Here is a 25,446-nt window from a genome sequence, read left to right as displayed (position 1 = left end):
CAGTCAAGTTCAGTTTGGAAGCTTTTACTGAACTCTATGACTCCTTGACCTTTAAATATATCCATTTTGAGCGTTTGAAAAGCTATAAATATATGCAATTAAAAGGACACCTCTATAAGATTATAAAAAAGGCAAACAGAAAAACTGTTTACCTTTTTGAAACTTAAGTTATACCTGATTTAAAACTATTTTTTCCAAAAAGCTTCTATTATTTAATCTCCTGACGAATACGCCACCACGACTAATTCATTCAAATCATAAACTTCTGAATTATATACATTTTCCTTTTTCATAGAAACTGGCTTATCATCTCCACCAAGTTTGAATCGAATCGGAAGCCTCATTCGAGTATTGATAACTCTATCTCTTTGCTTTCCTGGCTCCCAGTTTGGTGCATTTTCAATTACACGGATAGCCTCCTCATCCGCTCCTCCTCCAATACCACGAAGGATTTCCACATCTGAAATAGATCCATCAGCATTAACTACAAATACTACGATCACTGTTCCCTCTATCCCCATGCTTCTTGCTTCTGCCGGATATTGGAGATTGGTAGCAAGATATTGATTCCATCCTGCCATCCCTCCGGGAGGATTTGGCTGGGTTTCCACTACATCAAAAATCTCTTTACCATCTTTTCCTACACTTTTTATTCTTGCAGTGATACTTGACGGTCCTATTTGAGTACCCTTTTCACCCATTTGAGTTGGACCTTCGATTTCAGGTTCTGGAGTGATTTCACAGGAGAACACAAAGAATAATAATGCTACTATAGGCAAAGCGAAAAGGAATTTTCTTTTCTCCCGATTTTCAGATTTTGGTTTGCTCATCATGATAATGCGTTTTTTAGTTTGAAATTGGTTGAAGTTATTCATGAACTGCCAGCCTTGTCCTCTACTGATCATCTGAAGCAAAAGGCCGGAATATTCCTTTCTGGAAAAAGTGCTGGTGACACCTTGGTCTGCCTGGAACTCATGGATTTCCCGAAGTGACTTTTCGAATTGATAAATCAGCGGGTTAAACCAGAAAATAATTTTGGCAAATTGAATCAAAAGTAAATCTCAACTATGCTTTAACTGTACATGCATGGATTCATGAAGAATAATCTGTCGCTGCTCTGGTTTATCCGGATTAAAATCAGGAAGAAGAATATATTCAAAAAAGGATGCAGGAATGAATTTTGGATGAATAGCAATCCAGTGGTTTTGATATTTGATCAACTGAGCTTTGCCAAGTAATCGTTGTGAAACAAAATATCCCAGCAACAAATGAATAAAGGTGACCAGCGCTCCTATTAGATACACCGAATTGATAATCTCGATAATAGAAATCGTTTTTTGAGTGTTTTCTATATTTTGCCCAACAATAAACTCAGGCAAGGCAATCTCTTGTAAGTCTGCAGCATTGACTTTGATCAACTCAAATGAAAGCAAAGGAAAAACCCCTGAGATCAAAAGCATCACCAATAGAACTGCCCGATTGATCTTGAAAAACGTCAATTCGCTCAATACATACTTGTAAAACAAAAGACAAACCGCCAAACAAATACTGGCTTCGATCAGATAAACGACGAGTGAGTTCATTTCTCTTCCGGCTTGTCCATGTCATCAATCAACTTTTGCATATCCTCAATCTCCTTATCAGAGATTTTATTTTCTTTTACCATAAAGGATAGAAAATTACCCACTGAGCCTTCAAAATAATTCTTCACCAAACTGTTGACACTCTTTCGACTATAGTCTTCCTGAGTTATTTTGGGTGAATAAAGGTAAGTGGAACCGTAAGCCCTGTACTTAACAAAGCCTTTCTTCTCTAAAGACTTCACCGTAGAGGCCAAGGTAGTGTAGGGAGGCTGGGGTTCAGGTAGGGCTTCCAAGATATCTCTAACTAAAGCCTCGCCTTTGCTCCAAATAATGCGCATAACGCGCTCTTCGTTTTGTGTTAGTTCTTTCATAGGAACTAATGTAGAAAGTTTGATTTATTTTTCCTACGATTATTTCGTATATCTACGAAAAAAAAATATTCACTTCAGTAAATCACTGGAAATTCTTAGCTACAGAAGAAAAAACATAAAAAAGTTCAGCTCCTATTTGTCTTGATCTTTCCAAATACTTTTCCGATTCAAGGGGAGTATTATCAAATGCTTTTGGATCTTCAAATCGAAGCGGAAACCTGATAACTGCACCCGGAATAAAGGGACAGTTCTCATCTGCGTGATCACAAGTCATTATAGCAACAAAGTCAGATTCAGGATTCACCGGATCATCATACAATTTGGAAAAAGTAACCAATTGGTTTTCACCAAAAATAAAAGTGTATTGAGGATTATTGCCTAGTCCATTTTCCTTCACTTCAAACCCATCTTCTTGCAACGTTGCAACAGCACGAGGATTGAAAGCTGTCACCTCTACTCCTCCTGAGTAACTCTTAATCGGCAGTTTGAAATAATCAGCTAAAGCCTGTCCCCAAACCTGAGATAGTTGACTTCTCCTGCTATTATGAGTACAGATGAAATTCAACTTAGCTTCCCCTCCCTCTTTCAGTTTATCTACTAAATAAATCGCTAATCCATCAAGCAAAGTTTTTCTATCCTCAGGAATAAAGGATTTTGAAAAAGTGAAAATAGTATTGAGAAGAACTTTATTCACTGCTTTGAAAAAATTAACAGCATCCTGATTGTGGGGAACAAGCACTTTTATCTGAAAAACCAGTTGAAGAAAGTCTGATTTTTGGTTTTTCAGAAGGTATTCCGCAGTTATCCTTAGCGAGACAATCGGTCTGCATTCTAGTGAGAAGAAATGCTTTTCCGTCAAACTTCAAACCGTATTTTGAGATCGTGTCGCCTTGGTATTCCACTTCAATTTCTGAGTCGGATAGTTCAAGCACTCTTTCTGATAGATCAATAATGCTCAACAGTTTTTTAGCCCCAAGTCGATGATCAAAATCCCCATCTTCCCAAAGTTGAAAGTTTATTTTATGCTCCTCTCTCACAGTTCCACCACAATCGATAAACTGCTTATTGATTTTTCCAATTTCCGTCACATGAAAATGTGCGGGAACCGAATCGCCGTTTGGAAGAAGAAATTGAAGCTCCTCGAGCTGTTTAAGATATTCTTTAATTTCAGATAAAGTCATATTTTTCAGATTTATGATTTTCAGTCACAACATCTCAACTTGCTATTTTCAAAATCAGAGAAAAAGGAATTTAGATGATGCTTTAATTCTTCAAATTTTTCAGGGTTGATGCAATAAGAAACTGAGACACCTTCAATTGTACCTTGAACTAGTCCGATTTCTTTAAGTGCTTTTAAATGCTGTGAAATAGTTGCTTGAGCAAGCCCGATTTCTTGCACCAGCGTACCATTGACACATTTATTGGCGTCAATTAAGTACTGTAGAATTGCTATACGGGCAGGATGCGCCAAAGCTTTGGCAAAATCAGCCAGTTCAATTTGCTCCTTAGAAAATAGATTGTTTTTTGTAACCCCCATATCGATCGTAATATTACGATTAATATGAATAGTAAAAAATTTATTCTTTGATTACCACAAATTCCGTCAGGATCGGCGACACTAAGAAGTAACCGAAGACTTCGGTATCACCTCTGATTACTTCAATATTCGAATCTGGATTTTGAGGTGGCGGGCTAAATAATCCTCCATCTGTAAATAGTAAACCTAATAATTGATTAAGGTAATTATACGGCTCAACTGTCATCCGATAAAGAATCAACCGAACACGATCATCAGGCTCAAAAGCATATCCCAACTCCAAGCCATTCTCAAAAAATGTAAAACCGAACGTATCATCAAATAAGAAATAATCCTCTGGATCATTTTTTAAAGTGTCGTTTTCGATGATTTGGATTCGGTAATAGTTATTCTCCTCAAATGGAATTTTCCCATAAGCTTTTATATAGTAACCCTCATCCCGAAAGGGTCTCTCCTCCTCAAATTGATAAGTTAGACTGTCTAGAGATGGCGCTTCCAACATTAGGCCCTGAGCATAAAAGCTGTTTTCATTCCAATCGATTAAAAGTTCATAAGTCTCTCCGACATTGGCTACCAAACTTCCATTTACTGGCTTATAAGACCGAGTGTCTCTATTATAGAAAAAAGGGAAAGTCGTCTCAGTACCCTGCTTTCTAATCACCACTTCTGCATTCGTGACCGGAGTAAATTCAGCAGTATCCAAATAGTTCTTGGCTAATGAGATTTTCACTTCATTGAAAATCGAATTATCAGTCCAAATAGCTTCAATCACAGGAATATCCCCTTCTATCTCTCCCAAGGGTAGATCTACCTCTATTTGACAGGAAACTATAAAAAACAGAAAACCAATTATCCAGATATTTTTCATCTTAAAACTCAAAATTATAGGTAATCGATGGCAAGAAAGTAAACAAGTAAGTCATGATAATTCCAGGTCTGACAGAAGTGACAGGACCATCTGTCTCAGAATCGTAGTTGATATCGTTATTGACCACATCTTCAAAACTATAAGCAAATGGATTTTTCCTTCCATAGAGATTATAAATACTGGCATTCCAACTACCTCTCCATTTGCGTCCCTTGTTTGGGTTTTTCCAAGTAATCGACGCATCCATTCGATGGTAATTTGGAAACCGATCCTCGTTCCTAAAATCACTATACAAAGGAACATTTTGCCTATCAGATTGGTACTGGCCGATGGGGAAGGATACCGCCTGACCTGTAGTATAAACAAAAGTTAATCCCGCTGACCATGCTGGAGAAAACTCATGGTTCAAAACCAAAGTGATGTCATTCGGGCGATCATATCTTGGATTATACTTTTGACCTCTGGAGATTCCCTCGATTTCTCGCCAGGTCCGAGAATAAGTATATGCAAGCCAACCTGTTGTTTTACCCTGATTTTTTCGAAGCAAAAACTCAGCTCCATAAGCCCAACCCCGTCCGGTAAGTAATTCCGTCTCGACGTTATCAGTGAATAAGACACTCGCACCATTTCTCAGATCTATGATATTTTGAAAGTCTTTGTAATAAGTCTCAACAGAAAACTCCCATTTATTATCATCGAAATTATGAAAAAGGCCTATTGAAACTTGATCAGATCTGATTGGTGGCACATAGGTCCCTGCAAGAATCCACCGGTCGATCGGCAATCCAGCAGATGAGTTAGAAGCAATTTGAACGTATTGAAAATTTCGATTATAGGCAGTTTTGATCGAAAACTTTTCATTGATCAAATACCTGAAGGCAATCCTAGGCTCAAGACCCTGATAGAATTTGATGTTTTCGAATGTAGAATAGCTTGTTGTATCTATAATGTCAATTTCTGGGCCCGGCACTCCACCTTCATACGTGTAATCCACTCCTTTTCCGATTTGATTGAAAATCCCCCATCGCAGACCTGCTTCAGTACTGAGCTTTGGAGCGATTTCATAAGTCATTCCTGCGAAAACATTATTCAAAACTCCATTCTTGGGATTAGTATCCAACTGCTGGATATTACTATCCGGAGCAGGAATCAGGGCTATTGGTGCAAAATGATAAAACTGAGAATGTACCCCCCAGTAAGTCTGTAAGTTTTCTCCCCGCAGCCAAGTCCATTGGGCTTTTAGTCCTGTTTCAGAAAGTTTATTTTTCCACTCAAAGCCATTCTCAGGATCATCAAATTCGATCTTGTAGTTATAAATCGAATGATACGAATCCAGATCAAAATAAGCATCTTTCGAAATGGTATGGTTCCACTTCATGGAGTTAACAAAATTGCTCCATCCTAAACCAAATGATCGCTCAAGTCCTAAAAAATCACTTCCCTGATAGGTGGAGAAAGTCAGTTTATCCTTGTCTCCTAAAAGAAAAGCAAACTTAGCGCTGAGGTCATGAAAATTGAGGCGATTTTCTCGAACATCAGGATTCGATGAAAGTGCTAAAAACACATCTGCATAAGTTCTTCTAGCGGATATAGCAAATGTGGATTTTTCCGAAAACAAGGGCCCATCTAAAGTAAATCTTGAGGAAATCGTTCCAATTCCACCCTCACCGCTCAATTGTTTGTTATTTCCTTCTCGAAGAGATACATCAATCAAAGAAGACAACCTACCACCAAAAGAAGCTGGCATATTGCCTTTGTATAGATCGACCTTCTCTAAAGCATCTGGATTGAAGACAGAAAAAAATCCGAAAAAATGAGAAGCATTATAAACGGGAGCTCCATCGATTTGAACCAAATTTTGGTCTGCTGATCCTCCCCTTACAAATAACCCTCCAGTCCCCTCTCCCGCTGTCTGCACGCCTGGTAATAACTGAAGACTCCGAAGTAGATCCACTTCCCCAAAAAGGGCAGGAATATTTTTAATTGTAGCGATAGGCATGGTGGCTTTGCCGGTCTCAAGATTTCGAACTTGCTCATCTGGCCTCCGCTCCTGAATGATTATCTCCTCGAGCGACATCTCTTCAGGATTTAGAAAAAATTTCAGTCCTTTTTCAATGTCTTTTTGGTTGATTACACGAACAGATTTTTCATAACCGATAAACGAAATCAAAAGCCTTCTGGGAAAACTCCCGATTTTAATTTCAAAAAAACCATCCAAGTCAGATACGACTCCTGTTGAAATATCATCTTCCCAATAAATACTGGCCCCGGGAAGCGGGGAAGAATTTGTAGCATCCACTATTTGACCTTTTAAAAAAGTGGCTTCCTGAGCCATCAGTGTAAATAATGGGAAAATAAAAAGGAATACTCCAGCGAATATGCTCCTCATGTAAATTGAACCTTTGATTAATTTTTTGATTGAAAACCCCAAAGCTAGACGATTCAGAAGGATTAATGTTTGTTAATTTTTTAAAAACATTCACTTTTGAGGCTTTCTCTTATCAGAAATAACCTTTCAAAGTAATCTTTATTTTATAATTTCAGGCCATGATTTGGGCTTACCCGGACGTTAAACTGACCCTATTGCTCGCAGGATTGTTCTGCCTGCTGTATTTTATTTATTTAGCTCGCTATTGGGCGATCAATCGACGCTTGAGAGTGGAGAAGAGAAGGCTATTTACCAAAATAGTGATTCGGACTTGCTATTTCATACTTTTCCTGATTGCATTCGCAGGTCCTTCCATAGGAACGGCAATGAAGGAAATTCAAGAAGAAGGGAAAGATATTTTCATAGCAGTGGATCTCTCACAATCCATGAATGCTTCCGATATAGGTCCAAGTCGACTTCAAAGGATTAAATTTGAACTTAAAAACCTTACGAAAAACTTCCCATCAGATCGAATTGGATTAATTATTTTCAGCTCAGAAGCCTTTCTTCAATGCCCACTGACTTTTGACCAGAGCGTATTGCAGCTGTATATTGATGGTTTGAATACAGGTTTGGTCCCAAATTTTGGTACTGATCTGAATGCCCCATTAAGGCTTGCATTGGAGCGATTTGAAAGTGATGAAAGCCAAGAGATAAAATCAAAATCTATTATTTTGATTTCAGATGGTGAGAATTTCGGCGATGAACTAGACAATATCGGAGCAAGTTTAAATGATCTGGGAGTAAAAGTCTTTTCCCTCGGAATTGGCACAGAATCAGGGAGTAGTATTCCTAGAGGAAACGGATTAGTGATTGATCCTCAAACAGGTCGGCCAGCACAGACCGTTTTAGATCCCGGTCCACTTCAGCAAATAGCCGCAGAGACCAACGGTCAATACTTTGAGATTTCCGATCAGGTTCAAGAAGCGGGAAATTTAATCGGAGCATTGGAACGTCTTGAAGGCGGCGTAACTGGTTCGCGAGTTGTAGAAGCCTCGGCTAACAAGTATTTTTACTTTCTGCTTGCGGGCCTGATTCTTTCCCTTTTGGATATGATTTTACCTATCAAAACAATCAAACTTTAGATGAGCTTGGGCAAGATCTTTTTAGGAATTCTACTTTTTCTCCCCGCATCCTGGACAAGGGTTTCTAGGATGAATGCAGCTATTGACTTAGCCGCTGAAAGTTATGCCAAAACTGAATACGAGCAATCCATTACTGATCATCTGGCATTGATGGAGGGCTTTGGATACGTAGGAACTGAATTGGATTTTGATTTGGGACTGAGTCATCAATACGCCGAAAAACCAGATGAAGCCCTAGGTTTTTATGATAAAGCCAGCATTAGTAAAGATAAAATCTTAGCATCTTTTGCCTTCAATCAAAGTGGTGTAATTCAAGGGAGTAAAGAAGAATATGAAGTAGCACTTAGCAAATTCAAATCGGCTTTGATCCAAGACCCCTTAAATGAAGTAGCACGTCATAATTATGAATTACTCGCTCGATGGATGCAGCGAGATAAGGAGCGAAAAGAACAGGATCAGAATAAACCAGAACCTTCGGATTTTGCGAAGCGCAAAAAGGCGGAAGCTGATCGATTGGTTGAGCAGTTTAGGTTTAAAGATGCACTAACTGTCATGCAAGAGGCTTTAGCGCAAGATGAAACTGTTGCGGCTTATCAGGAGTTTATAAAGAGTCTAGAAGAAATCACAGAAATCGATGAAAAATAAACTTATCTATATAGCAATTCTATTTTTCGTAGTCGGTGTCACTCCAGGTTTTTCACAGAGCTCCGGTGATTATTTCAACCGTGCAGCAAGATCCTATGTCAAAACTGAAAAAGATCAAGCACTTACAACGGTTAATGAGGGCTTATCCAAATTTCCAGGTGATTCGAAACTTCAGGCTTTAAAAGAAAAATTAGAGCAAGAGCAGGAGAAAGACAAGCAAGAGCAAGAGCAGAAGGATCAGGAACAGCAAAATCAGGAACAGCAGGAGCAGCAAAAAGAACAAAATCAAAACGAGAAAGGCGAGCAACAGGAATCAAAAGATCAGGGCGAAAAAACAGAAGAAGACAAAGCTAAAGAATCTCAAAAGGGTGATCCGACCGACCAAAGTCAAGATCCTGCAAGTGAAAATGCAAACGATCAAATGGATGCCAAATTAGAAGATCGCCAGAAAGCAATGGAGGAGTTTAAAGAAAAGCTCAAAGCGATGAATCTTACTCCTGAACAAGCGGCCCAAATACTTGAAAGTATGAATGCTGCTGAATTGAGATACATCCAACAAAACAAGAAAAAACCAACTGAAAGACCTAAAAGAGGAATTCCTGACTGGTAAAATAAAATAAAGTATCAAGCTAGAAGACCGATGAAAGAACTTTTGGTCTTTCGACTTTTAATTTAAACCCAAATAATAATGATCAAAGAAGTATATATCGTTTCTGCAGTCAGAACTCCTCTTGGAAGTTTTGGCGGCAAGCTTTCAGGACTTACTGCTATCGAGCTAGGCAGCACTGCCATCAAAGGCGCATTGTCCAAAGCTGGAGTGGATTCTAAAGAGGTCCAAGAAGTATTTATGGGGAATGTAATCTCTGCAAATCTTGGTCAAGCACCAGCGAGACAAGCTGCAATTGGAGCTGGTATCGGATACGAGGTTCCGTGTACAACTATTAATAAAGTCTGTGCTTCTGGAATGAAGGCAGTAATGTTTGGTGCTCAATCCATCATGCTCGGGATAAATGATGTCGTCGTAGCAGGTGGAATGGAAAGTATGTCAAACGTTCCATTCTATGTCCCAAAAGCCCGTTTTGGCTATAAATATGGAAATGCAGAGTTTGTAGACGGATTAGTAAAAGACGGACTTTTCGAGGTGTATTATAAATTCCCAATGGGAAATTGTGCAGATAATACTGCAAAAGAGATGAATATCTCTCGCGAAGCCCAAGACACTTATGCTATTCAGTCTTACCAGAGATCAGCAGATGCTTGGGCAAAAGGATACTTTAAAGATGAAGTAATTCCTGTTGAGATGAAAGGTCGAAAAGGAGAAACGATTCTGATCGATGAGGATGAGGAATACAAGAACGTTATGTTTGATAAAATACCTTCCCTCCGACCAGTTTTTGATAAAGAAGGAACAGTTACAGCTGCGAATGCATCTACAATGAATGATGGTGCTTCAGCTTTGGTTTTGGTAAGTAAAGAAAAAGCCGAAGAACTTGGATTGAAGCCGCTGGCAAAAATCAGAGGTTTTGCTGATGCTGCGACAGATCCACTTTGGTTTACAACTGCACCAGCTTTGGCTATTCCAAAAGCTATCAAGCATGCAGGGCTAACAGCTGAAGACATTGATTTCTATGAAATCAATGAGGCTTTTGCGGCAGTTGCACTAGCTAATCAGAAGGAACTCAACCTTGACAATGATAAGATCAATGTTTTTGGTGGAGCTGTCTCTTTGGGTCATCCACTTGGTGCTTCCGGAGCAAGAATCATCACTACATTAAATTCTGTTTTACACCAAAAATCGGGACAAATAGGTGTGGCTGGAATATGTAATGGAGGCGGAGGAGCTTCAGCAATGGTAATTGAAAAAATGTAAGGTTTAACCCATCAAAACCGCAAAGCTGACCGCTTTGCGGTTTTTTTATTCCAATGAGATTAATTTCTATTCTCTTCTTTATTTGTTTCTGCACCCAATTATCCTTTGGGCAGGATACAATTCGTACTTTTTACGATGAAAAAGAGACCATTTTAAAAGAAATTTATTTCAGAATAAATGGAAAAGCAGAAGGAGAAGTGCGACTTTTTGATCCTGAAGGGAATTTGATACAAACTGGATTTTTGAAGAACAATCAAAAAGAGGGTCTATTTGTAGACCTTAGTCCAAAGACTGGTGACACCATAAGAATTACCCCTTACGTGGCTGACAAGCGAAATGGAAAAGTAATCAGCTACTTCTCAAACGGCAAAATCGAACAAGAGTCTATTTACCAAAATAATCAGATCAACGGAGAAGTCAATTCCTATTATCCTTCAGGAAATCTTAAGGACAAAACGTTTTTTATAAACAATAAGCCAAACGGTGAAAGCTTTAGCTATTTCGAGTCTGGAAAGCTGGAATCAAAAAAGAACTTTTTAAACGGTAGCTATGAAGGTATCTATTTGGAATATGACGAAAATGGACAACTCCTTTTGGAAGCAAATTATTCCGACGGAAAATTAAATGGGATCGAAAAAACAATTTATCCAGAGGGTATTATTCAATCGATAAGAGAGTTTTCTGATGGCCAACTCAATGGAATCTATGAGTTAAATTTTCCGAGTGGAAAACCTGAACGAAGAGGGAAATACAAAAAAGGATTACCTGAAGGTGAATTTTTAGAATATTACGAAGACGGAAGCATCAGGTCTCAGATCGCTTTTAAAAAAGGAATTCCTACAACACCTTTAAGGATTTACCATCCGAATGGGAAAATTTCCTTGGAAAGGGAGTTTTTGTCAGGGACCGAATTACTAGAGAAAGAGTCAACTTATTTCCCCAATGGACAAATAATCTTGCAAGTCAATTATAGAAATGGATTGGCTAATGGCGAAGTGAAGGTTTATCGGGAAGACGGAAGCTTACAGGAAATCCGGAATTTCAAAAATGACAAACTTCATGGTACCCGAAGTTACTTTGATGAAAAAGGAACTCTAATCAGGACAGAAAATTATTTCGAGGGGAAAATTCAATAAATAATTAGATTTCAAAAAGAATAAAGTCACGGCTTTTATATTTTTGTCAAAACAATGAATGAATGACAAACGCAATCAAAGAGACAAACTTCAAACTTCCTGGTCAAAAGGGATTCTACAAAGGAAAAGTAAGAGATGTCTATATTTTTGAAAATGAACTGATCGTAGTTGCATCAGACCGTATTTCGGCTTTTGATGTGGTATTACCAAAGCCAATCCCTTACAAAGGGCAAGTTCTCAATCAGATTGCAGCTAAATTCCTAAAAGCAACCTCCAATATTGTTCCAAACTGGGTCACCTCGACACCAGATCCAAATGTAACAATCGGTAAGCGATGCGAGCCTTTCAAAGTGGAGATGGTAATTCGAGGTTACCTCGCAGGGCATGCAGCAAGAGAGTACAAAGCTGGTAAAAGAATTCTTTGCGGAGTAGCGATGCCTGAAGGAATGAAGGAAAACGACGCTTTCCCTGAGCCTATCATCACTCCTACTACCAAAGCCGACCAAGGACACGACGAAGATATCTCAAAAGAAGCAATACTTTCCAAAGGGATAGTAAGCCCAGAGGATTATGCCGTTTTGGAAAAATATACCAGAGCATTGTTCAAGCGAGGGCAGGAAATGGCTTCTGAAATGGGCTTGATCATGGTTGATACGAAATATGAATTCGGGAAATTTGGAGATCAAATTCTATTAATTGATGAAATTCATACCCCTGATTCTTCACGTTATTTTTATGCCGAAGGATATGAAGAAAATCAAAAAAACAATCTTCCTCAAAAGCAGCTTTCAAAAGAGTTTGTAAGACAATGGTTGATTTCAAATGGATTTCAGGGAAAGGATGGGCAATCTGTCCCAGAAATGACTCATGAAATTGTAGAAAGCATCTCTGATCGCTATATTGAGCTTTTCGAAAAAATCACCGGAGAAGTATTTCAGAAAGCTGATACCTCAATCATTGAAAAACGAATAGAAAAAGCAATCCTTAATCACCTTAAATAAGTAACTCTACCGACTATGAAATATACAATTGATAAGAAAGAACAGTACGTCATCTTCACTCCTATGGAGGAAAAACTTGACTCACTTCTTGCTCCAGTCCTAAAATCCGAATTATTAACAATCCATGCTGAAGGTTTCACCAATTTGGTTTTGGATATGAGCCAGGTAAAATATGTGGATTCTTCGGGGCTCAGTGCGCTCCTTGTTGGAGATCGTGAATTTGGAAAAAATGGCGGAATTTTCCTGATTTCCGGAATACAGGATCATGTAATGAAGCTTCTTAAAATTTCTATGCTTGACAAAAAACTGAATTTGGTAACAAATTTGGAAGAAGCGGGAGAAGCGATCTTCATGCATGAAATTGAAAATGGAGAAGAAGAGGAGGAAGAAGGTTGATACCAGATTTTGACGTCACAATACTAGGTAATACTTCTTCTATTCCAGTACACGGAAGAAATCATACTGCCCAAATCATCCGATTTGGGCAGCATTGTTTATTGTTGGATTGTGGGGAAGGGATGCAGATTCAAGCAAGAAAGTATAAAATAAAAATATCCCGAATCAACCATATCTTTATTAGCCATTTGCATGGAGATCATTACTTGGGATTAGTCGGCTTATTATCAAGCTACCACCTTACAAAAAGGCAAAGTCCGCTTACAATATTTGGACCTAAAGGATTGGATGAAATCATCACCACACATTTCAGATGGAGTGATACAAAACTAAGCTACCCAATCACTTTTATTCAAACCAATAATGATTCTATGAATCTATTGCTTGATGAAAAACTTTTTCAAGTTTACAGTTTCCCGCTCAAGCACAGAATTCCAACGACTGGTTTTTTGATTCGAGAAAATTATGGTCTTCGGAGTCTAATCAAACAAAAGCTCGAAGAAAAAGAACTAAGTATTGAAGCCATTAAATCCCTGAGATCGGGCATTGATTACTATTCTCAAGAAGGCGAAATATTTAAGGTGAAAGAATTTACCTACCCACTTCCCCCACTTAGATCTTACGCATTTTGTTCAGATACGATTTTTGATCCAGAGTTAAAAAAATACATCGCAAATGTAGACTTGCTTTATCACGAATCTACTTTTATGGAGCAAGACAAAGAAAGAGCTACTATTACTTTTCATAGCACCGCCAAACAAGCTGCAGAAATTGCTAAATCTTCTAATGCCAAAAAGCTTTTACTTGGACATTTCTCTTCTCGCTACGCAGATTTGGAAGAAATGCTAATCGAAGCTCAATCTGTATTTCCAGATTCTATCTTAAGTGAAGAAGGACAAAGCTATACACTATGAACGAAGCCAAGCACTCCCGAAAAACAAATCTTTTTATTATTCTTGGAAGCATCTTTCTTACTAATGCGATCCTTGCAGAAGTAATTGGAGTTAAAATTTTTTCGGCCGAAAAAACCTTGGGATTCACTCCTGTGAATTGGAATTTCTTTGGGGAATATATTCTTGATTTTAATCTGACTGCAGGAGCTGTAATCTGGCCTGTCGTCTTTATTACTACTGATATCATCAATGAATATTTTGGTAAAAAGGGAGTTCGAAAAATCAGTTTTATTACAGCAGGTCTGATTGCTTATGTTTTTATAGTGATTAGTGTAGTAACGGTTCTGGTACCAGCAGATTTCTGGCTTGACGTAAACGCAACTACTCCAGATGGAGAAAGCTTTAACATTAGCTATGCTTTCAACACTATTTTCAGACAAGGATTGGGAATTATCCTTGGCTCTTTGACTGCATTCCTACTCGGTCAATTGATTGATGTGTATGTCTTTCAAAAGTTAAGAGCAATCACAGGAGAGAAAATGATCTGGCTAAGGGCGACAGGATCAACCTTTGTTTCTCAATTCATAGATTCTTTTGTGGTATTGGGAATTGCATTTTATGTTTTTGGAAATTGGGAATTGAGCCAAGTATTAGCTGTAGGCATTATTAATTACATCTACAAGTTCACTGTTGCAATAGCACTGACACCCTTACTTTACGTCGGGCATAATATCATTGATAGATATCTGGGCAAAGATCTTGCCTCAAAAATGATGGAAGAAGCCAGTGAGGACAAAGCGTTTATTTAAAATAAACAATAATTGTTTTCTGATTTTCAAGATTATTTCTAAGAATCAAAAAGTATGGTTTTCACTATACAAGTTCTAATAATTGTTTTAGAAATAGCCTTGAATTCAACCCATTAAAGTGTCTTTAAAGCGACCTATCATTCAATCCAAACAAAATTTATTTTGCTCAAATCACGGTTTTAATTAAGATTATTCTAAAAACTTTAGAATCACATTTGGTTTTCAAAATATATTATTCTACTTTTGCACCGTCAATAAGACGTAGAACATTTTTCTGTGCCGTGAAATCCTTACTGTCGCTTGTCTGGGATAATCACTAGGAGTACATGGCAAGAAAAGTAAGGAAACATCATGGAAAACACAATCAAGTTCTCTGACTTGGGGATTTCTGACGAAATTCTTAAGTCTGTGGAGGAAATGGGCTATACCCAACCTTCCGAAATTCAAACTCAAGCTATACCTTTCCTTCTTCAAGGAAGAGATGTCATTGGACAGGCTCAAACTGGTACAGGTAAAACTGCTGCATTTGCAATCCCAATTATCGACCTAGTCGATCCGGATATGAATCAGCCACAGGCAATTATTCTCTGCCCTACTCGTGAACTTGCAGTTCAGGTTGAAGGTGAGATTCAAAAGCTTGCTAAATTTCACCGAAGAATCAACTCTGTAGCAATCTATGGTGGAGAATCTATCGACAGGCAAATAAGAGTACTTCGTAGAGGTGTTCAGATTGTAGTCGGTACTCCGGGTCGTGTACAGGATCATATCAACCGCGGCACCCTTAAGTTGGATGGCGCAGGTATTATTGTCCTTGATGAGGCAGATGAGATGCTTGACATGGGCTTTAGAGATGATATCGAGGCTATTCTTCAGGAAATGCCAGCAGAAAGACAAACTGTCTTTTTCTCTGCTACGATGGCAAAACCAATCATGGATTTGACTCGGAAGTATCAAAAAAATCCCGAGATCATCAAGGTTGCTAAAAAAGAATTGACTGTTGATTTGATCGAGCAGGTTTATTACGAGGTTAAGAATTCATTAAAAATGGATTTGATGGCTCGTTTGATGACTGTTAATAATTACGCATTAAGCGTGGTATTCTGTAATACAAAACGTATGACAGATGAAGTGACTGAAACTTTGGGTTCTAAAGGAATTCTTGCTGAAGCACTACATGGTGATCTTTCTCAAGCACAGCGTGATAAAGTAATGGGCAAGTTCAGAAAAGGACTTTGTACTGTTTTAGTTGCGACTGATGTAGCAGCAAGAGGTATCGATGTAGATAATGTGGAAGCAGTATTCAACTACGATCTACCTTTAGATGAGGAGTATTATGTACACCGAATCGGTAGAACAGGACGTGCTGGTAAATCAGGAACTGCAATCAACTTTGTATCAGGAAGAAGAGACGCAATGAAAGTTCGTGATTTGGAGCGTTTCACTAAGGCGACAATCAACAAAATGTCTCCTCCATCTGTTGCTGACTTAATCGAATTGAAAAAAGCGCAACTAGTAAAAGATGTAGCTGCTCAAGTAGCGAAGTCTGATGACAATCAAATCTTCGAGGCTTCTATTGGACAAATGCTTGCTGAAGGCATGACACTGGATCAAGTAGCAATAGGCCTAATCAAATTAGTGATGGGCGACACTGTGAAAGAATTGAGTGAACAAAACTTTAGTATTGATTCATTCGGCGGGGATCAAAGAAGAGAAGGTGGACGTGAAAGCAGAGATGGCGGTAGAGATCGTGAGCGTGGTGGAAGATTTGATCGCAATGAGCGATTCTCTCCTCGTGGCGAAAGAGGCGAACGTCCTGAAAGAGGTGATAGAGGACCAAGAAGAGAATTTGCTGGTAGAGATGGTGGAAGTAGAGATGGAGGAAGCAGACCTGAGCGAGTTCGAGAAGCAAACATGACTCGTCTATTCTTAAACCTTGGTAAAAAAGATAGAATACGTCCAAACGACATCGTTGGAGCCATTGCTGGTGAAACAGGTATCTCAGGAAAAAATATTGGTGGAATTGACATCTATGATAACTTCTCTTTTGTAGATGTTCCTACAAAAGATGCAGAGCAGGTAATCAAAGGAATGAAAAACAATACCATCAAAGGTAAAAGTGTAAACATGGAAATCTCCAAAGGATAATATTTCCAACTTGAATACTTATAAAAGCGCATTTCTTTACGAAATGCGTTTTTTTTTGAAATCAGTTAAAAATCAGCATTTTAAGTATCGAAAAAAACATAGTGTAACACGATGTGTAACATACATATAGGAAAATCTATTTTTTAAGAAGTAACATACATTCTATTTTTAATAGCCCAGCGATGAAAATTTAAACCTTGTTTCAGCAGCTTCACCTCATCCTTGTTTTCATTGATAAAAAGTTAATTCAACTTCTCATTTCGTTTATTTCAATCCCATTGTTCTGTTAATATTTTTAGGGTATATCCTAGAGGGTATCATTTTTCAGAATAGAAATCAACCATAATGTTTCATAATAAGACCTTTATGTTATATATTTAGGGTATAATTTTATTATCCATAAATAGTAACAAAAATGAAGGTTTTCTACTCCAGAGTTTCCACTCTAGATCAAAACGATTCTAGGCAACTGAATGAATTGGCTGGATTCGATTATGTATTTTCCGACAAGTGTAGCGGATTGATCCCATTGTTTAAACGGCCAAAAGGTAAACAGGTCAAAAAACTAATTGATGAAGGTCAATTGAAAGAACTTACCATTCACTCCATTGATCGACTAGGAAGAGATACTATATCGGTGTTAGAGGTGTGGCGAGAATTGACACAAAAAAATATCAGAATAGTATGCAGGAATCCCAACTTTCAGAATTTAAATGAAGACGGTACGGTCAATATTTTTTCAGAACTAATGCTATCCATACTATCTATCATGAGTGATTTTGAAAAGAAAATGATCAAAGAGCGTCAAAAGGAAGGCATTGCAAAAGCAAAGATTGAAGGAAAGTATCAAGGCAGGTCGGTAAATACTAAAGAATCAGTGGGTAAATTCTTGACAAAACCAAAAAGTCAAAGAATTATTCGAGATTTAAGAAATGGCCTAACTATTCGAGAGATAGCCGAAAATTGTGACTGTTCACTTTCGACAGTTATGAAAGTGAAAAAAGTATTCGAATCCCAATAAACCCCTCCTTCCCCCTAGGTATCCTTCCCCCGTGGAGGCATAAGGGGGGATTTTCTGGGAGGATGTGGGGGCTACTTTTTCAATGGAGACATAAAAAATATTTTTTTGAAATTTTTTGTAGTGATAATGAAAACTGGGTTTATCCGCTTATGGACCATTTTTTACCAATTGAAGCTAACTTTATCTTTAATAGCCTGAATAAGAAAAATTATCTTGAGGTTTTTGAACCTATTTCAAGCTATATCTATAATCTTAGGCGGAAAAACTGACTATTTTTTCTATTTTCGACTTTACAATCTTAATTCATCATTAAATCAGATTTAAAATTTAGTGATTGCTAGTGCCAACTTTCATCTAATTCCAATCTTCCACTTTTCCAGAAATCGAATACACCTAAATGACCAAAGAATATCAGATAGAAGCAAATCTAATCGAGCAGCTAATAGGTCTGAAATATACCCATCGACCTGATATTGTCGATAGGAAGTCGCTTGAACAGAATTTCAAAACCAAGTTTGAGAAGCTGAATCGTGTTCATTTGACCGATAGTGAATTTTTGCGTTTACGTGAAGAAATCATCGAACCTGATGTATTCAAAGCTTCCAAAAAATTAAGAGAACAGCAATTCTTCCAACGTGAAGACGGTACTTCCCTTCATTACACTTTGGTCAATAACAAGAATTGGTGCAAAAATGATTTTGAACTGATCAGTCAGTTGCGGATCAATACCGAAAACAGTCATCAACGCTATGACATTATTTTATTGATCAATGGACTTCCTGTGGTGCAGGTAGAATTGAAAAATATTGGCATTACAGCCCGTAAAGCAATGGAGCAGATTGTACTGTATAAAAATGAAGCTGGTAACGGTTATACTCACAGCCTGCTTTGCTTCATGCAGTTGTTCATTGTCAGCAACAGGTCAAACACCTACTACTTTTCCAATAACAATAACCAACACTTTGCTTTCAATGCCGATGAACAGTTTTTGCCTATTTATCAGTTGGCAGATGAAGGCAATAAGAAGATTACCCACCTTGAAATATTTACCGAAAAATTTCTATCCAAGTGTACACTCGCTGAGATGATCAGCAAATACATGGTGCTGGTAGAAAGTGAGCAGAAACTTTTGATCATGCGACCCTATCAGGTCTATGCCGTCAAAGCCATAGTGGACTGCATTCAGCAAAATAGAGGCAATGGGTATATCTGGCATACTACAGGAAGTGGTAAAACGCTTACTTCATTCAAGGCTTCCACCTTATTGAAAAACAATCCAGACATTGAAAAATGCTTATTTGTAGTTGATAGGAAAGACTTAGATAGGCAAACCCGTGAAGAGTTTAATAAATTTCAGGAAGGTAGTGTGGAGGAAAATACCAATACCGAAACGCTGGTCAAACGATTACTTTCCCCCGATTATGCCGATAAGGTCATTGTTACCACCATTCAAAAATTGGGCTTGGCTTTGGATGGTACCAACAAGAGAAATTATAAAGAACGATTGGAACCTCTTAGTAAAAAGAGGGTGGTATTTATTTTTGATGAATGTCATAGATCTCAGTTTGGCGAGAATCATAAGGCCATCAAAGAATTTTTTCCTAAAGCCCAACTATTTGGATTTACAGGTACACCTATTTTTGATGAGAATTCCACAAAAAAAATCCGTGAAGATCAATACGAAACCTATAAAACCACGGAGAGCATTTTTGAAAAGCAATTGCATGCCTACACGATTACCCATGCGATCGATGATAGAAATGTACTCAAATTCCATATAGACTACTTCAAAAGCAAAGGTTCTCAACAGTCAAAGCCAGGAGAAGCAATCGCACAACAGGCAGTGGTGGAAGCCATCCTAAACAAACATAATGCTGCCACCAATTCACGGAGATTCAATGCCGTCATGGCAACAGCATCCATCAATAATGCCATTGAGTTTTACAGGTTGTTCAAAAAAATCCAGCAACAGAAACAAGCTGAAAATCCTGATTATATGCCTTTGAACATTGCCTGTGTATTTTCTCCCCCAGCTGAAGGAAACAAAGATATTATCCAAATCCAAGAGGATTTAGAACAGGAAAAAGAAGATAATAAACAAAATCCAGAAGAGAAAAAAGCAGCATTGAAGGAAATTATATCTGATTATAATTCCCAATTCGATACCAATCACGACATCAATAATTTTGACCTGTATTATCAAGATGTTCAAAGTCGGATCAAAAATCAGAAGTACAGCAATAAAGACTATCCACACAAAAAAAAGATAGATATCACCATTGTAGTGGATATGCTATTGACTGGATTTGACTCGAAATATCTGAACACCTTGTACGTAGATAAGAACCTGAAATACCATGGCTTAATACAGGCGTTTTCCCGTACCAACAGAGTCCTAAATGACACCAAGCCTTATGGGAATGTTCTTGACTTTAGATCCCAGCAGGAAGCAGTAAATCAAGCCATCGCATTGTTCTCAGGGGAAGACAGTGGTAAGGCAAAAGAAATCTGGATGGTTGATCCTGCACCGAAGGTTATAGAGTACTACCAAAAAGCAGTGGAGGCATTGGGCGTATTCATGGAAGATCATAATCTGGTCAATGAACCACAGGAAGTATATAATCTGAGAGGTGATGCAGCAAAAGTGGCTTTTGTCAAAAACTTCAAAGAAGTGAAACGATTAAAAACTCAACTGGATCAATATACCGATATTGACGAGGAGCAAGCTTCCGTAATTGAGTCTATACTGCCAAAAGAGAAGCTTCAGGAATTCAGAAGTTCTTACATCGAAACAGCCAAGCAACTGAGAGAAATCCAGCAAAAGGGTGATGGGAAAGTTTCACCTGAAATTGACCAGTTGGATTTTGAGTTTGTACTCTTTGCTTCAGCGGTGATAGATTACGATTACATCATGGATCTGATTGCAGAAAGCACCCAACAGAAACCTGCCAAGCAGAAAATGACCAAGGAACAGGTCATTGGCTTGTTGACTTCCAATTCCAATATGATGGAAGAACAAGAGGATCTGACAGACTATATCAACGGGCTTGACTGGAACAGCGGTAAAAGTGTGGAAGCTTTGCGCAAGGGATATGAAACTTTTGTGATTGAGAAAAACAACAAAGCCCTAACCGCTATTGCCCAGCAACACGATTTGCAAACGGCTGACTTGAAAAACTTTGTAGAACAGATTTTGAGTCGGATGATATTTGATGGGGAGAAACTCACTGACTTGTTAGCACCCTTAGAACTAAGCTGGAAGGAACGCAGGGTAAAGGAACTGGCATTGATGGCAGACTTGGTACCCCAATTAAATAAACTAGCCCAAGGGCGTGAAATATCAGGATTAGCAGCTTATGAATAAGGAAAATAAACCTGCCCTGAGCAAAGTCGAAAGGTTGATACCTGAATTGCGTTTTCCTGAATTTCGAAATGAAAGTAGATGGGAACATAAATCCCTTAGTGATGTTTGTGATGTCACTAATGGCAAAGCAAATGCACAAGACCACATTGAGGAAGGTAAATACCCACTATTTGACCGTTCGGAGGTAATTAAAGCATCTAACGAATTTATTTTTGATTGTGAAGCCGTAATAATTCCAGGTGAAGGAATGAGGTTTATTCCAAAATACTACAAAGGCAGGTTTAATTTACATCAAAGGGCATATGCTTTAAAAGATTTTAACTGTAGTGGACTATTCGTTTATTATTCAATGCTTCATAGAAGCGATTTGTTATCACAAAAAGCAGTTCGGTCAACGGTACTTTCTTTACGATTACCAATACTTCAAGATTTTCCAATAGAAATTCCAAATAAAACCCAAGAACAACAAAAAATCGCATCCTGTCTTTCTTCTTTAGATGAACTAATCACCGCCCACAGCCAGAAGTTGGAGCTACTCAAAGACCACAAAAAAGGCTTGATGCAAAACCTTTTTCCGCAAGAGGGAGAAACTGTGCCTAAGGTTCGGTTCAAGGAATTTGAGAATGATGGGGAGTGGTTGGAGAAGAAGTTGGGGGAGGTGTTTTCAATTTTTCAAGGTTTTGCATTTTCTAGTGATGATAATGCAACAAATGGCACAAGATGGTTAAAGATTGCTGACGTAGGTATTCAGGAAATGAAAAATGATACTCAATCATTTTTACCTAAAAGTTTTCAAGAGCAATTTGATAAATTTTTAGTCAAAAAAGGCGATTTTGTTCTTGCTTTAACAAGACCCATCTTGAATGGACAACTTAAAATTGCTGAAGTTGATGAAACCTTTCATAATGCATTATTAAATCAAAGAGTTGGTAAAATTGTATCGGATAATAACACAAGCTTCGTGTATTACCTTTTACAAACAGCTGAAATGGTAAATAGTATCAATAATAACATTGCTGGTAACGAACCCCCAAACTTATCTTTTCAGCAAATTGAAAACATTTTGATTTTAATTCCCCCAACAACTTCAGAACAGCAAATAATTGCCTCTTGTCTTTCGTCCTTAGATGCACTTATTACGGCACAAGCGGAAAAGATAAAGCAATTGAACTTGCACAAAAAAGGCTTGATGCAGGGGGTATTTCCAAAAATCCAAGATTAAAAAAAAATGACACAAAAAGAACAACTACAGCTGGGTAAAACCCTGTGGAATATAGCAGATGACCTAAGAGGAGCGATGAATGCGGATGACTTCCGTGATTATATGCTTTCGTTTCTATTTCTTCGCTATTTGTCATATAACTATGAAGAAGCCACCAAAAAAGAGTTGGGTAAAGACTATCCTCAGTTGGCTGAAACGGATAAGAGAACTCCACTATCGGTTTGGTATGGGTTGAATAGTGAAGAAATAGTGGAGTTTGAAAAGCAAATGCGGAGAAAGGTGCATTATGTCATTCAGCCCAAGTTTCTATGGAGTACAATCAGCGAAATGGCCCGAACCCAAGATCAGGATTTGTTGGTGACACTAGAAGCGGGATTTAGATATATAGAAAACGAATCGTTTGAAAGTGCCTTTCAAGGACTCTTTTCAGAAATCAATCTGAACTCCGAGAAGCTGGGAAAAACCAATACCGAACGGAATAAACAACTTTGTACGATTATTCAGAAAATCTCAGAAGGTATAGCAGATTTTTCAGCTGACTCCGATACGTTGGGGGATGCGTATGAGTATTTGATTGGGCAGTTTGCAGCTGGTTCTGGTAAAAAAGCTGGGGAGTTTTATACGCCTCAACAGATGTCAACCATTCTTTCAAAAATAGTTTTGTTGGATAGTCAAGACCCTTCAGCTGGTTTTAGAAAACGGTTGGAAAAAATATTGGATGTCACCTGTGGTTCTGGTTCGTTGTTGCTGAACCTTAGAACCCGTGCAAAAGAAAACGGAGGATATGTAGGTAAAATTTACGGACAAGAAAAGAACATTACCACCTACAACCTTGCCCGAATGAACATGCTATTGCATGGCATGAAGGATACCGAATTTGAAATATTTCACGGGGATACTTTGCTGAACCAGTGGCATCTATTCAATGAGATGAATCCATCAAAAAAAATAGAATTTGATGCAATTGTCCTTAACCCACCTTTTAGTTTATCATGGGAACCCAATGATACCATGGCAGAAGATTTCAGGTTTAAGAGTCATGGATTGGCACCCAAATCAGCAGCAGACTTTGCATTTCTACTACATGGATTTCATTTTTTAGCCAAAGAAGGAACCATGGCGATCATCTTACCACATGGTGTATTATTTCGTGGAGGAGCAGAAAAAAGAATCCGTACCAAGCTTTTGAAAGATAATCACATTGATACGGTGATTGGCTTGCCTTCCAATCTGTTTTATAGTACGGGCATCCCAGTGTGTATCTTGGTTTTGAAGAAATGTAAGAAGCAAGACGATGTATTGTTTATCAATGCCAGTGAGCAGTTTGAAAAAGGGAAACGGCAAAATACCCTAAGTCAGGAACACTTGGATGAAATTATCAGCACGTATCAGTTCAGAACGGAAAAGGAAAAGTATTCACGAAAAGTTTCGATGGAAGAAATCGAAAAGAATGGCTACAACCTAAACATCTCACGGTATGTCAGTACATCAGCAGATGAAATACAAATCGACCTGAAGGATGTAAACACCAGACTGGCATCCATCAACCAAACTCTCCAAACCAGTACTGATAAGCACAATGAGTATTTGAAAGAATTGGGATTGGATTTGATTTGAGGGGTTTAGAAAACCAACATTGTTTAAAATATTAATATTCAGTATTTTGAGATTTATTTAAATTAACTTATATGTCATCCTATTTATCTTATTTAAATTAAATAAGAAATTAATAATATTTTTTAATATTACGTTGCAGCATCGATTTTTAGCTGATACTTTTGCATTCGTAGTATCGAATCCTTAGTTAATCTAAGGGAGTTTAATACGATTTAATTAAAAAATATAGATATGAATGCTGTAATCACCATAGATAAGTTGATCCTATGCTATCAAATTAATGACGGCACTCATTTTGATAAAAAATATATCCAGACATTCCTTAAATCAGATAAAACCTATGATTTTGGAGAAGATATTAAAGGATATCAGAATGAATCTGATACAGAAAATGAAATCAATAAGTCCTTCACAATTAAATTAGAGTATAATGAGAAAGATATTGGAACTTTATTCATAACCAACGCCAATTCTGAGTTCTTCTATTTCAAATACCATAAGAGTATTTTTTATGAAAATCACTATAACCTACAGGATATCAAGAGTATAGTAGATCGATTATTTGAGTTTAACTATCACTTCCATCAAATCACCAGATTGGAAATTGCCTGTGATACGACAGGAGATTGGGGATATGATTTATTTGTAATAGCTGACCTTTGTTCTGATAATCAGTATTTCAGATCAATTAAAAATTCTGATCGGATTAAGAAAAGTGCTGAAAAACTAGGAGGTAGAACGGCTGAAGATGCTAGATATTTCTTGACTTTGGGAAATACTAAAATTTACCACCACACGAAATTTAAAGAAACTACCTGCATTGGACATCCAACGTCTAAGATTTTCATGAGATGCTACAATAAATCTAAATGTTCCAAGGATTACCAGAAATCGTATTTTAAGATCATTTTTCCAGACGGTAGGGAAATTTTCAGACTAGAGGTTTCATTGAATTCTGAGGCCATAAAGGAGCATAAAATTCAATTTGAATACCTTGAGAAAGAAGACTATCTGAAATATATTTATTTGAAGACCGCTAAGCCTAGATTGACTTTCAATGATAAAAGAGAAGCTGAATGGGTGAATGGGAATCGAGTCTTTAAAAAGATATGCTTAGTGGATTCGTTGGATCTCGGGAATGTATGTGATGATTTAGAAACACTCGAAAAGCGATATTCAATTACCGAACCTATCATTTTAAAAACCAAGTCAAACAATCAATTGGTTAAAGAAAGAAGGGCTATGGTAGGGGCTGCAATAAAAAATTATCTCAACAATGAAGGTAAGGAAGTTGCCTTTACCAACATTTGTTCAGCTATTGAATCCGAAAATTTACTTTTTATGTATATCCGCAATCTTGCCAGTATGATTAAATCGAAGCAATGATGAGTCTGTCAAAGAGTTTTTGACCGAAGTATCTTCTGTTGAGCTTGTAACAAAACTCGTCCAGGTAAT

Annotated in this window: 23 protein-coding genes; 15 read left to right on the top strand and 8 right to left on the bottom strand. The window is 37.8% G+C overall.

Annotation, left to right across the window (positions count from 1 at the left end; genetic code table 11):
- Positions 1-212: 212 nt before the first annotated feature.
- From P8O16_RS02000 to P8O16_RS01965, 8 genes are all read right to left on the bottom strand, one after another.
- On the bottom strand, positions 213-1,052 hold the full coding sequence (locus P8O16_RS02000) for a M56 family metallopeptidase (RefSeq protein ID WP_300310330.1): 840 nt from the start codon (positions 1,050-1,052) through the stop codon (positions 213-215).
- A gap of 9 nt (positions 1,053-1,061) precedes the next feature.
- On the bottom strand, positions 1,062-1,583 hold the full coding sequence (locus P8O16_RS01995) for a hypothetical protein (protein ID WP_300310328.1): 522 nt from the start codon (positions 1,581-1,583) through the stop codon (positions 1,062-1,064).
- On the bottom strand, positions 1,580-1,954 hold the full coding sequence (locus P8O16_RS01990) for a BlaI/MecI/CopY family transcriptional regulator (protein WP_300310326.1): 375 nt from the start codon (positions 1,952-1,954) through the stop codon (positions 1,580-1,582). Before P8O16_RS01990 ends, P8O16_RS01995 begins: the two co-directional genes overlap by 4 nt.
- 82 nt (positions 1,955-2,036) lie before the next feature.
- Complete coding sequence (locus P8O16_RS01985; RefSeq protein ID WP_300310324.1) at positions 2,037-2,648, bottom strand: protein-tyrosine-phosphatase; 612 nt, start codon at positions 2,646-2,648, stop codon at positions 2,037-2,039.
- A gap of 13 nt (positions 2,649-2,661) precedes the next feature.
- On the bottom strand, positions 2,662-3,135 hold the full coding sequence (locus P8O16_RS01980; RefSeq protein ID WP_300310322.1) for a DUF6428 family protein: 474 nt from the start codon (positions 3,133-3,135) through the stop codon (positions 2,662-2,664).
- Between the two features lie 20 nt (positions 3,136-3,155).
- The gene (locus P8O16_RS01975) at positions 3,156-3,491 is read right to left on the bottom strand and encodes a helix-turn-helix transcriptional regulator (protein ID WP_300310320.1); all 336 of its coding nucleotides are present in this window, start codon (positions 3,489-3,491) and stop codon (positions 3,156-3,158) included.
- Between the two features lie 40 nt (positions 3,492-3,531).
- A complete protein-coding gene (locus P8O16_RS01970; RefSeq protein ID WP_300310318.1) occupies positions 3,532-4,359 on the bottom strand; it encodes a DUF4249 family protein in 828 nt (275 codons plus the stop codon).
- A 1-nt stretch (position 4,360) separates the two neighbouring features.
- A complete protein-coding gene (locus P8O16_RS01965) occupies positions 4,361-6,748 on the bottom strand; it encodes a TonB-dependent receptor (protein ID WP_300310316.1) in 2,388 nt (795 codons plus the stop codon).
- Between the two features lie 158 nt (positions 6,749-6,906).
- On the opposite strand from P8O16_RS01965, the gene P8O16_RS01960 reads away from it, so the two are divergent.
- The 15 genes from P8O16_RS01960 (at position 6,907) to P8O16_RS01890 (ending at position 25,377) form a co-directional block, all read left to right on the top strand.
- On the top strand, positions 6,907-7,872 hold the full coding sequence (locus P8O16_RS01960) for a VWA domain-containing protein (RefSeq protein WP_300310314.1): 966 nt from the start codon (positions 6,907-6,909) through the stop codon (positions 7,870-7,872).
- On the top strand, positions 7,873-8,517 hold the full coding sequence (locus P8O16_RS01955) for a hypothetical protein (protein WP_300310312.1): 645 nt from the start codon (positions 7,873-7,875) through the stop codon (positions 8,515-8,517).
- A complete protein-coding gene (locus P8O16_RS01950; protein ID WP_300310310.1) occupies positions 8,507-9,127 on the top strand; it encodes a hypothetical protein in 621 nt (206 codons plus the stop codon). Before P8O16_RS01955 ends, P8O16_RS01950 begins: the two co-directional genes overlap by 11 nt.
- 81 nt (positions 9,128-9,208) lie before the next feature.
- Entirely contained in the window at positions 9,209-10,387 is a 1,179-nt protein-coding gene (locus P8O16_RS01945; protein ID WP_300310332.1) for an acetyl-CoA C-acyltransferase, read from the top strand.
- A 53-nt stretch (positions 10,388-10,440) separates the two neighbouring features.
- A complete protein-coding gene (locus P8O16_RS01940) occupies positions 10,441-11,523 on the top strand; it encodes a toxin-antitoxin system YwqK family antitoxin (protein ID WP_300310308.1) in 1,083 nt (360 codons plus the stop codon).
- 62 nt (positions 11,524-11,585) lie between these two features.
- The gene (locus P8O16_RS01935) at positions 11,586-12,524 is read left to right on the top strand and encodes a phosphoribosylaminoimidazolesuccinocarboxamide synthase (RefSeq protein WP_300310306.1); all 939 of its coding nucleotides are present in this window, start codon (positions 11,586-11,588) and stop codon (positions 12,522-12,524) included.
- A 15-nt stretch (positions 12,525-12,539) separates the two neighbouring features.
- A complete protein-coding gene (locus P8O16_RS01930; protein WP_075350692.1) occupies positions 12,540-12,920 on the top strand; it encodes an STAS domain-containing protein in 381 nt (126 codons plus the stop codon).
- A complete protein-coding gene (locus P8O16_RS01925; protein ID WP_300310302.1) occupies positions 12,917-13,834 on the top strand; it encodes a ribonuclease Z in 918 nt (305 codons plus the stop codon). Before P8O16_RS01930 ends, P8O16_RS01925 begins: the two co-directional genes overlap by 4 nt.
- Positions 13,831-14,622, top strand: coding sequence for a queuosine precursor transporter (locus tag P8O16_RS01920; protein WP_300310300.1), 792 nt, complete (start codon positions 13,831-13,833; stop codon positions 14,620-14,622). The genes P8O16_RS01925 and P8O16_RS01920 overlap by 4 nt, the downstream gene beginning before the upstream one ends.
- A gap of 351 nt (positions 14,623-14,973) precedes the next feature.
- Entirely contained in the window at positions 14,974-16,767 is a 1,794-nt protein-coding gene (locus P8O16_RS01915; RefSeq protein WP_300310298.1) for a DEAD/DEAH box helicase, read from the top strand.
- Between the two features lie 415 nt (positions 16,768-17,182).
- Positions 17,183-17,788 (top strand): recombinase family protein, encoded by a 606-nt coding sequence (locus tag P8O16_RS01910; RefSeq protein ID WP_300310296.1) that lies wholly within the window; start codon positions 17,183-17,185, stop codon positions 17,786-17,788.
- 397 nt (positions 17,789-18,185) lie between these two features.
- Positions 18,186-21,152 carry a type I restriction endonuclease subunit R gene (locus P8O16_RS01905; RefSeq protein WP_300310294.1) on the top strand — a complete coding sequence of 989 codons (2,967 nt, stop codon included), beginning with the start codon at positions 18,186-18,188 and terminating at the stop codon, positions 21,150-21,152.
- A complete protein-coding gene (locus P8O16_RS01900; protein WP_300310292.1) occupies positions 21,145-22,374 on the top strand; it encodes a restriction endonuclease subunit S in 1,230 nt (409 codons plus the stop codon). Before P8O16_RS01905 ends, P8O16_RS01900 begins: the two co-directional genes overlap by 8 nt.
- A gap of 6 nt (positions 22,375-22,380) precedes the next feature.
- Positions 22,381-23,991 (top strand): type I restriction-modification system subunit M, encoded by a 1,611-nt coding sequence (locus P8O16_RS01895; protein ID WP_300310290.1) that lies wholly within the window; start codon positions 22,381-22,383, stop codon positions 23,989-23,991.
- 231 nt (positions 23,992-24,222) lie between these two features.
- Positions 24,223-25,377, top strand: a complete 1,155-nt coding sequence (locus P8O16_RS01890; protein WP_300310288.1) for a hypothetical protein — start codon at positions 24,223-24,225, stop codon at positions 25,375-25,377.
- Positions 25,378-25,446: the final 69 nt, after the last annotated feature.

Origin of the sequence: Algoriphagus sp., from assembly GCF_029254265.1 — a bacterium.
In the GTDB taxonomy this organism is placed as follows: Bacteria; Bacteroidota; Bacteroidia; order Cytophagales; family Cyclobacteriaceae; genus Algoriphagus.
This window is presented reverse-complemented; position numbering and strand designations above follow the sequence as displayed.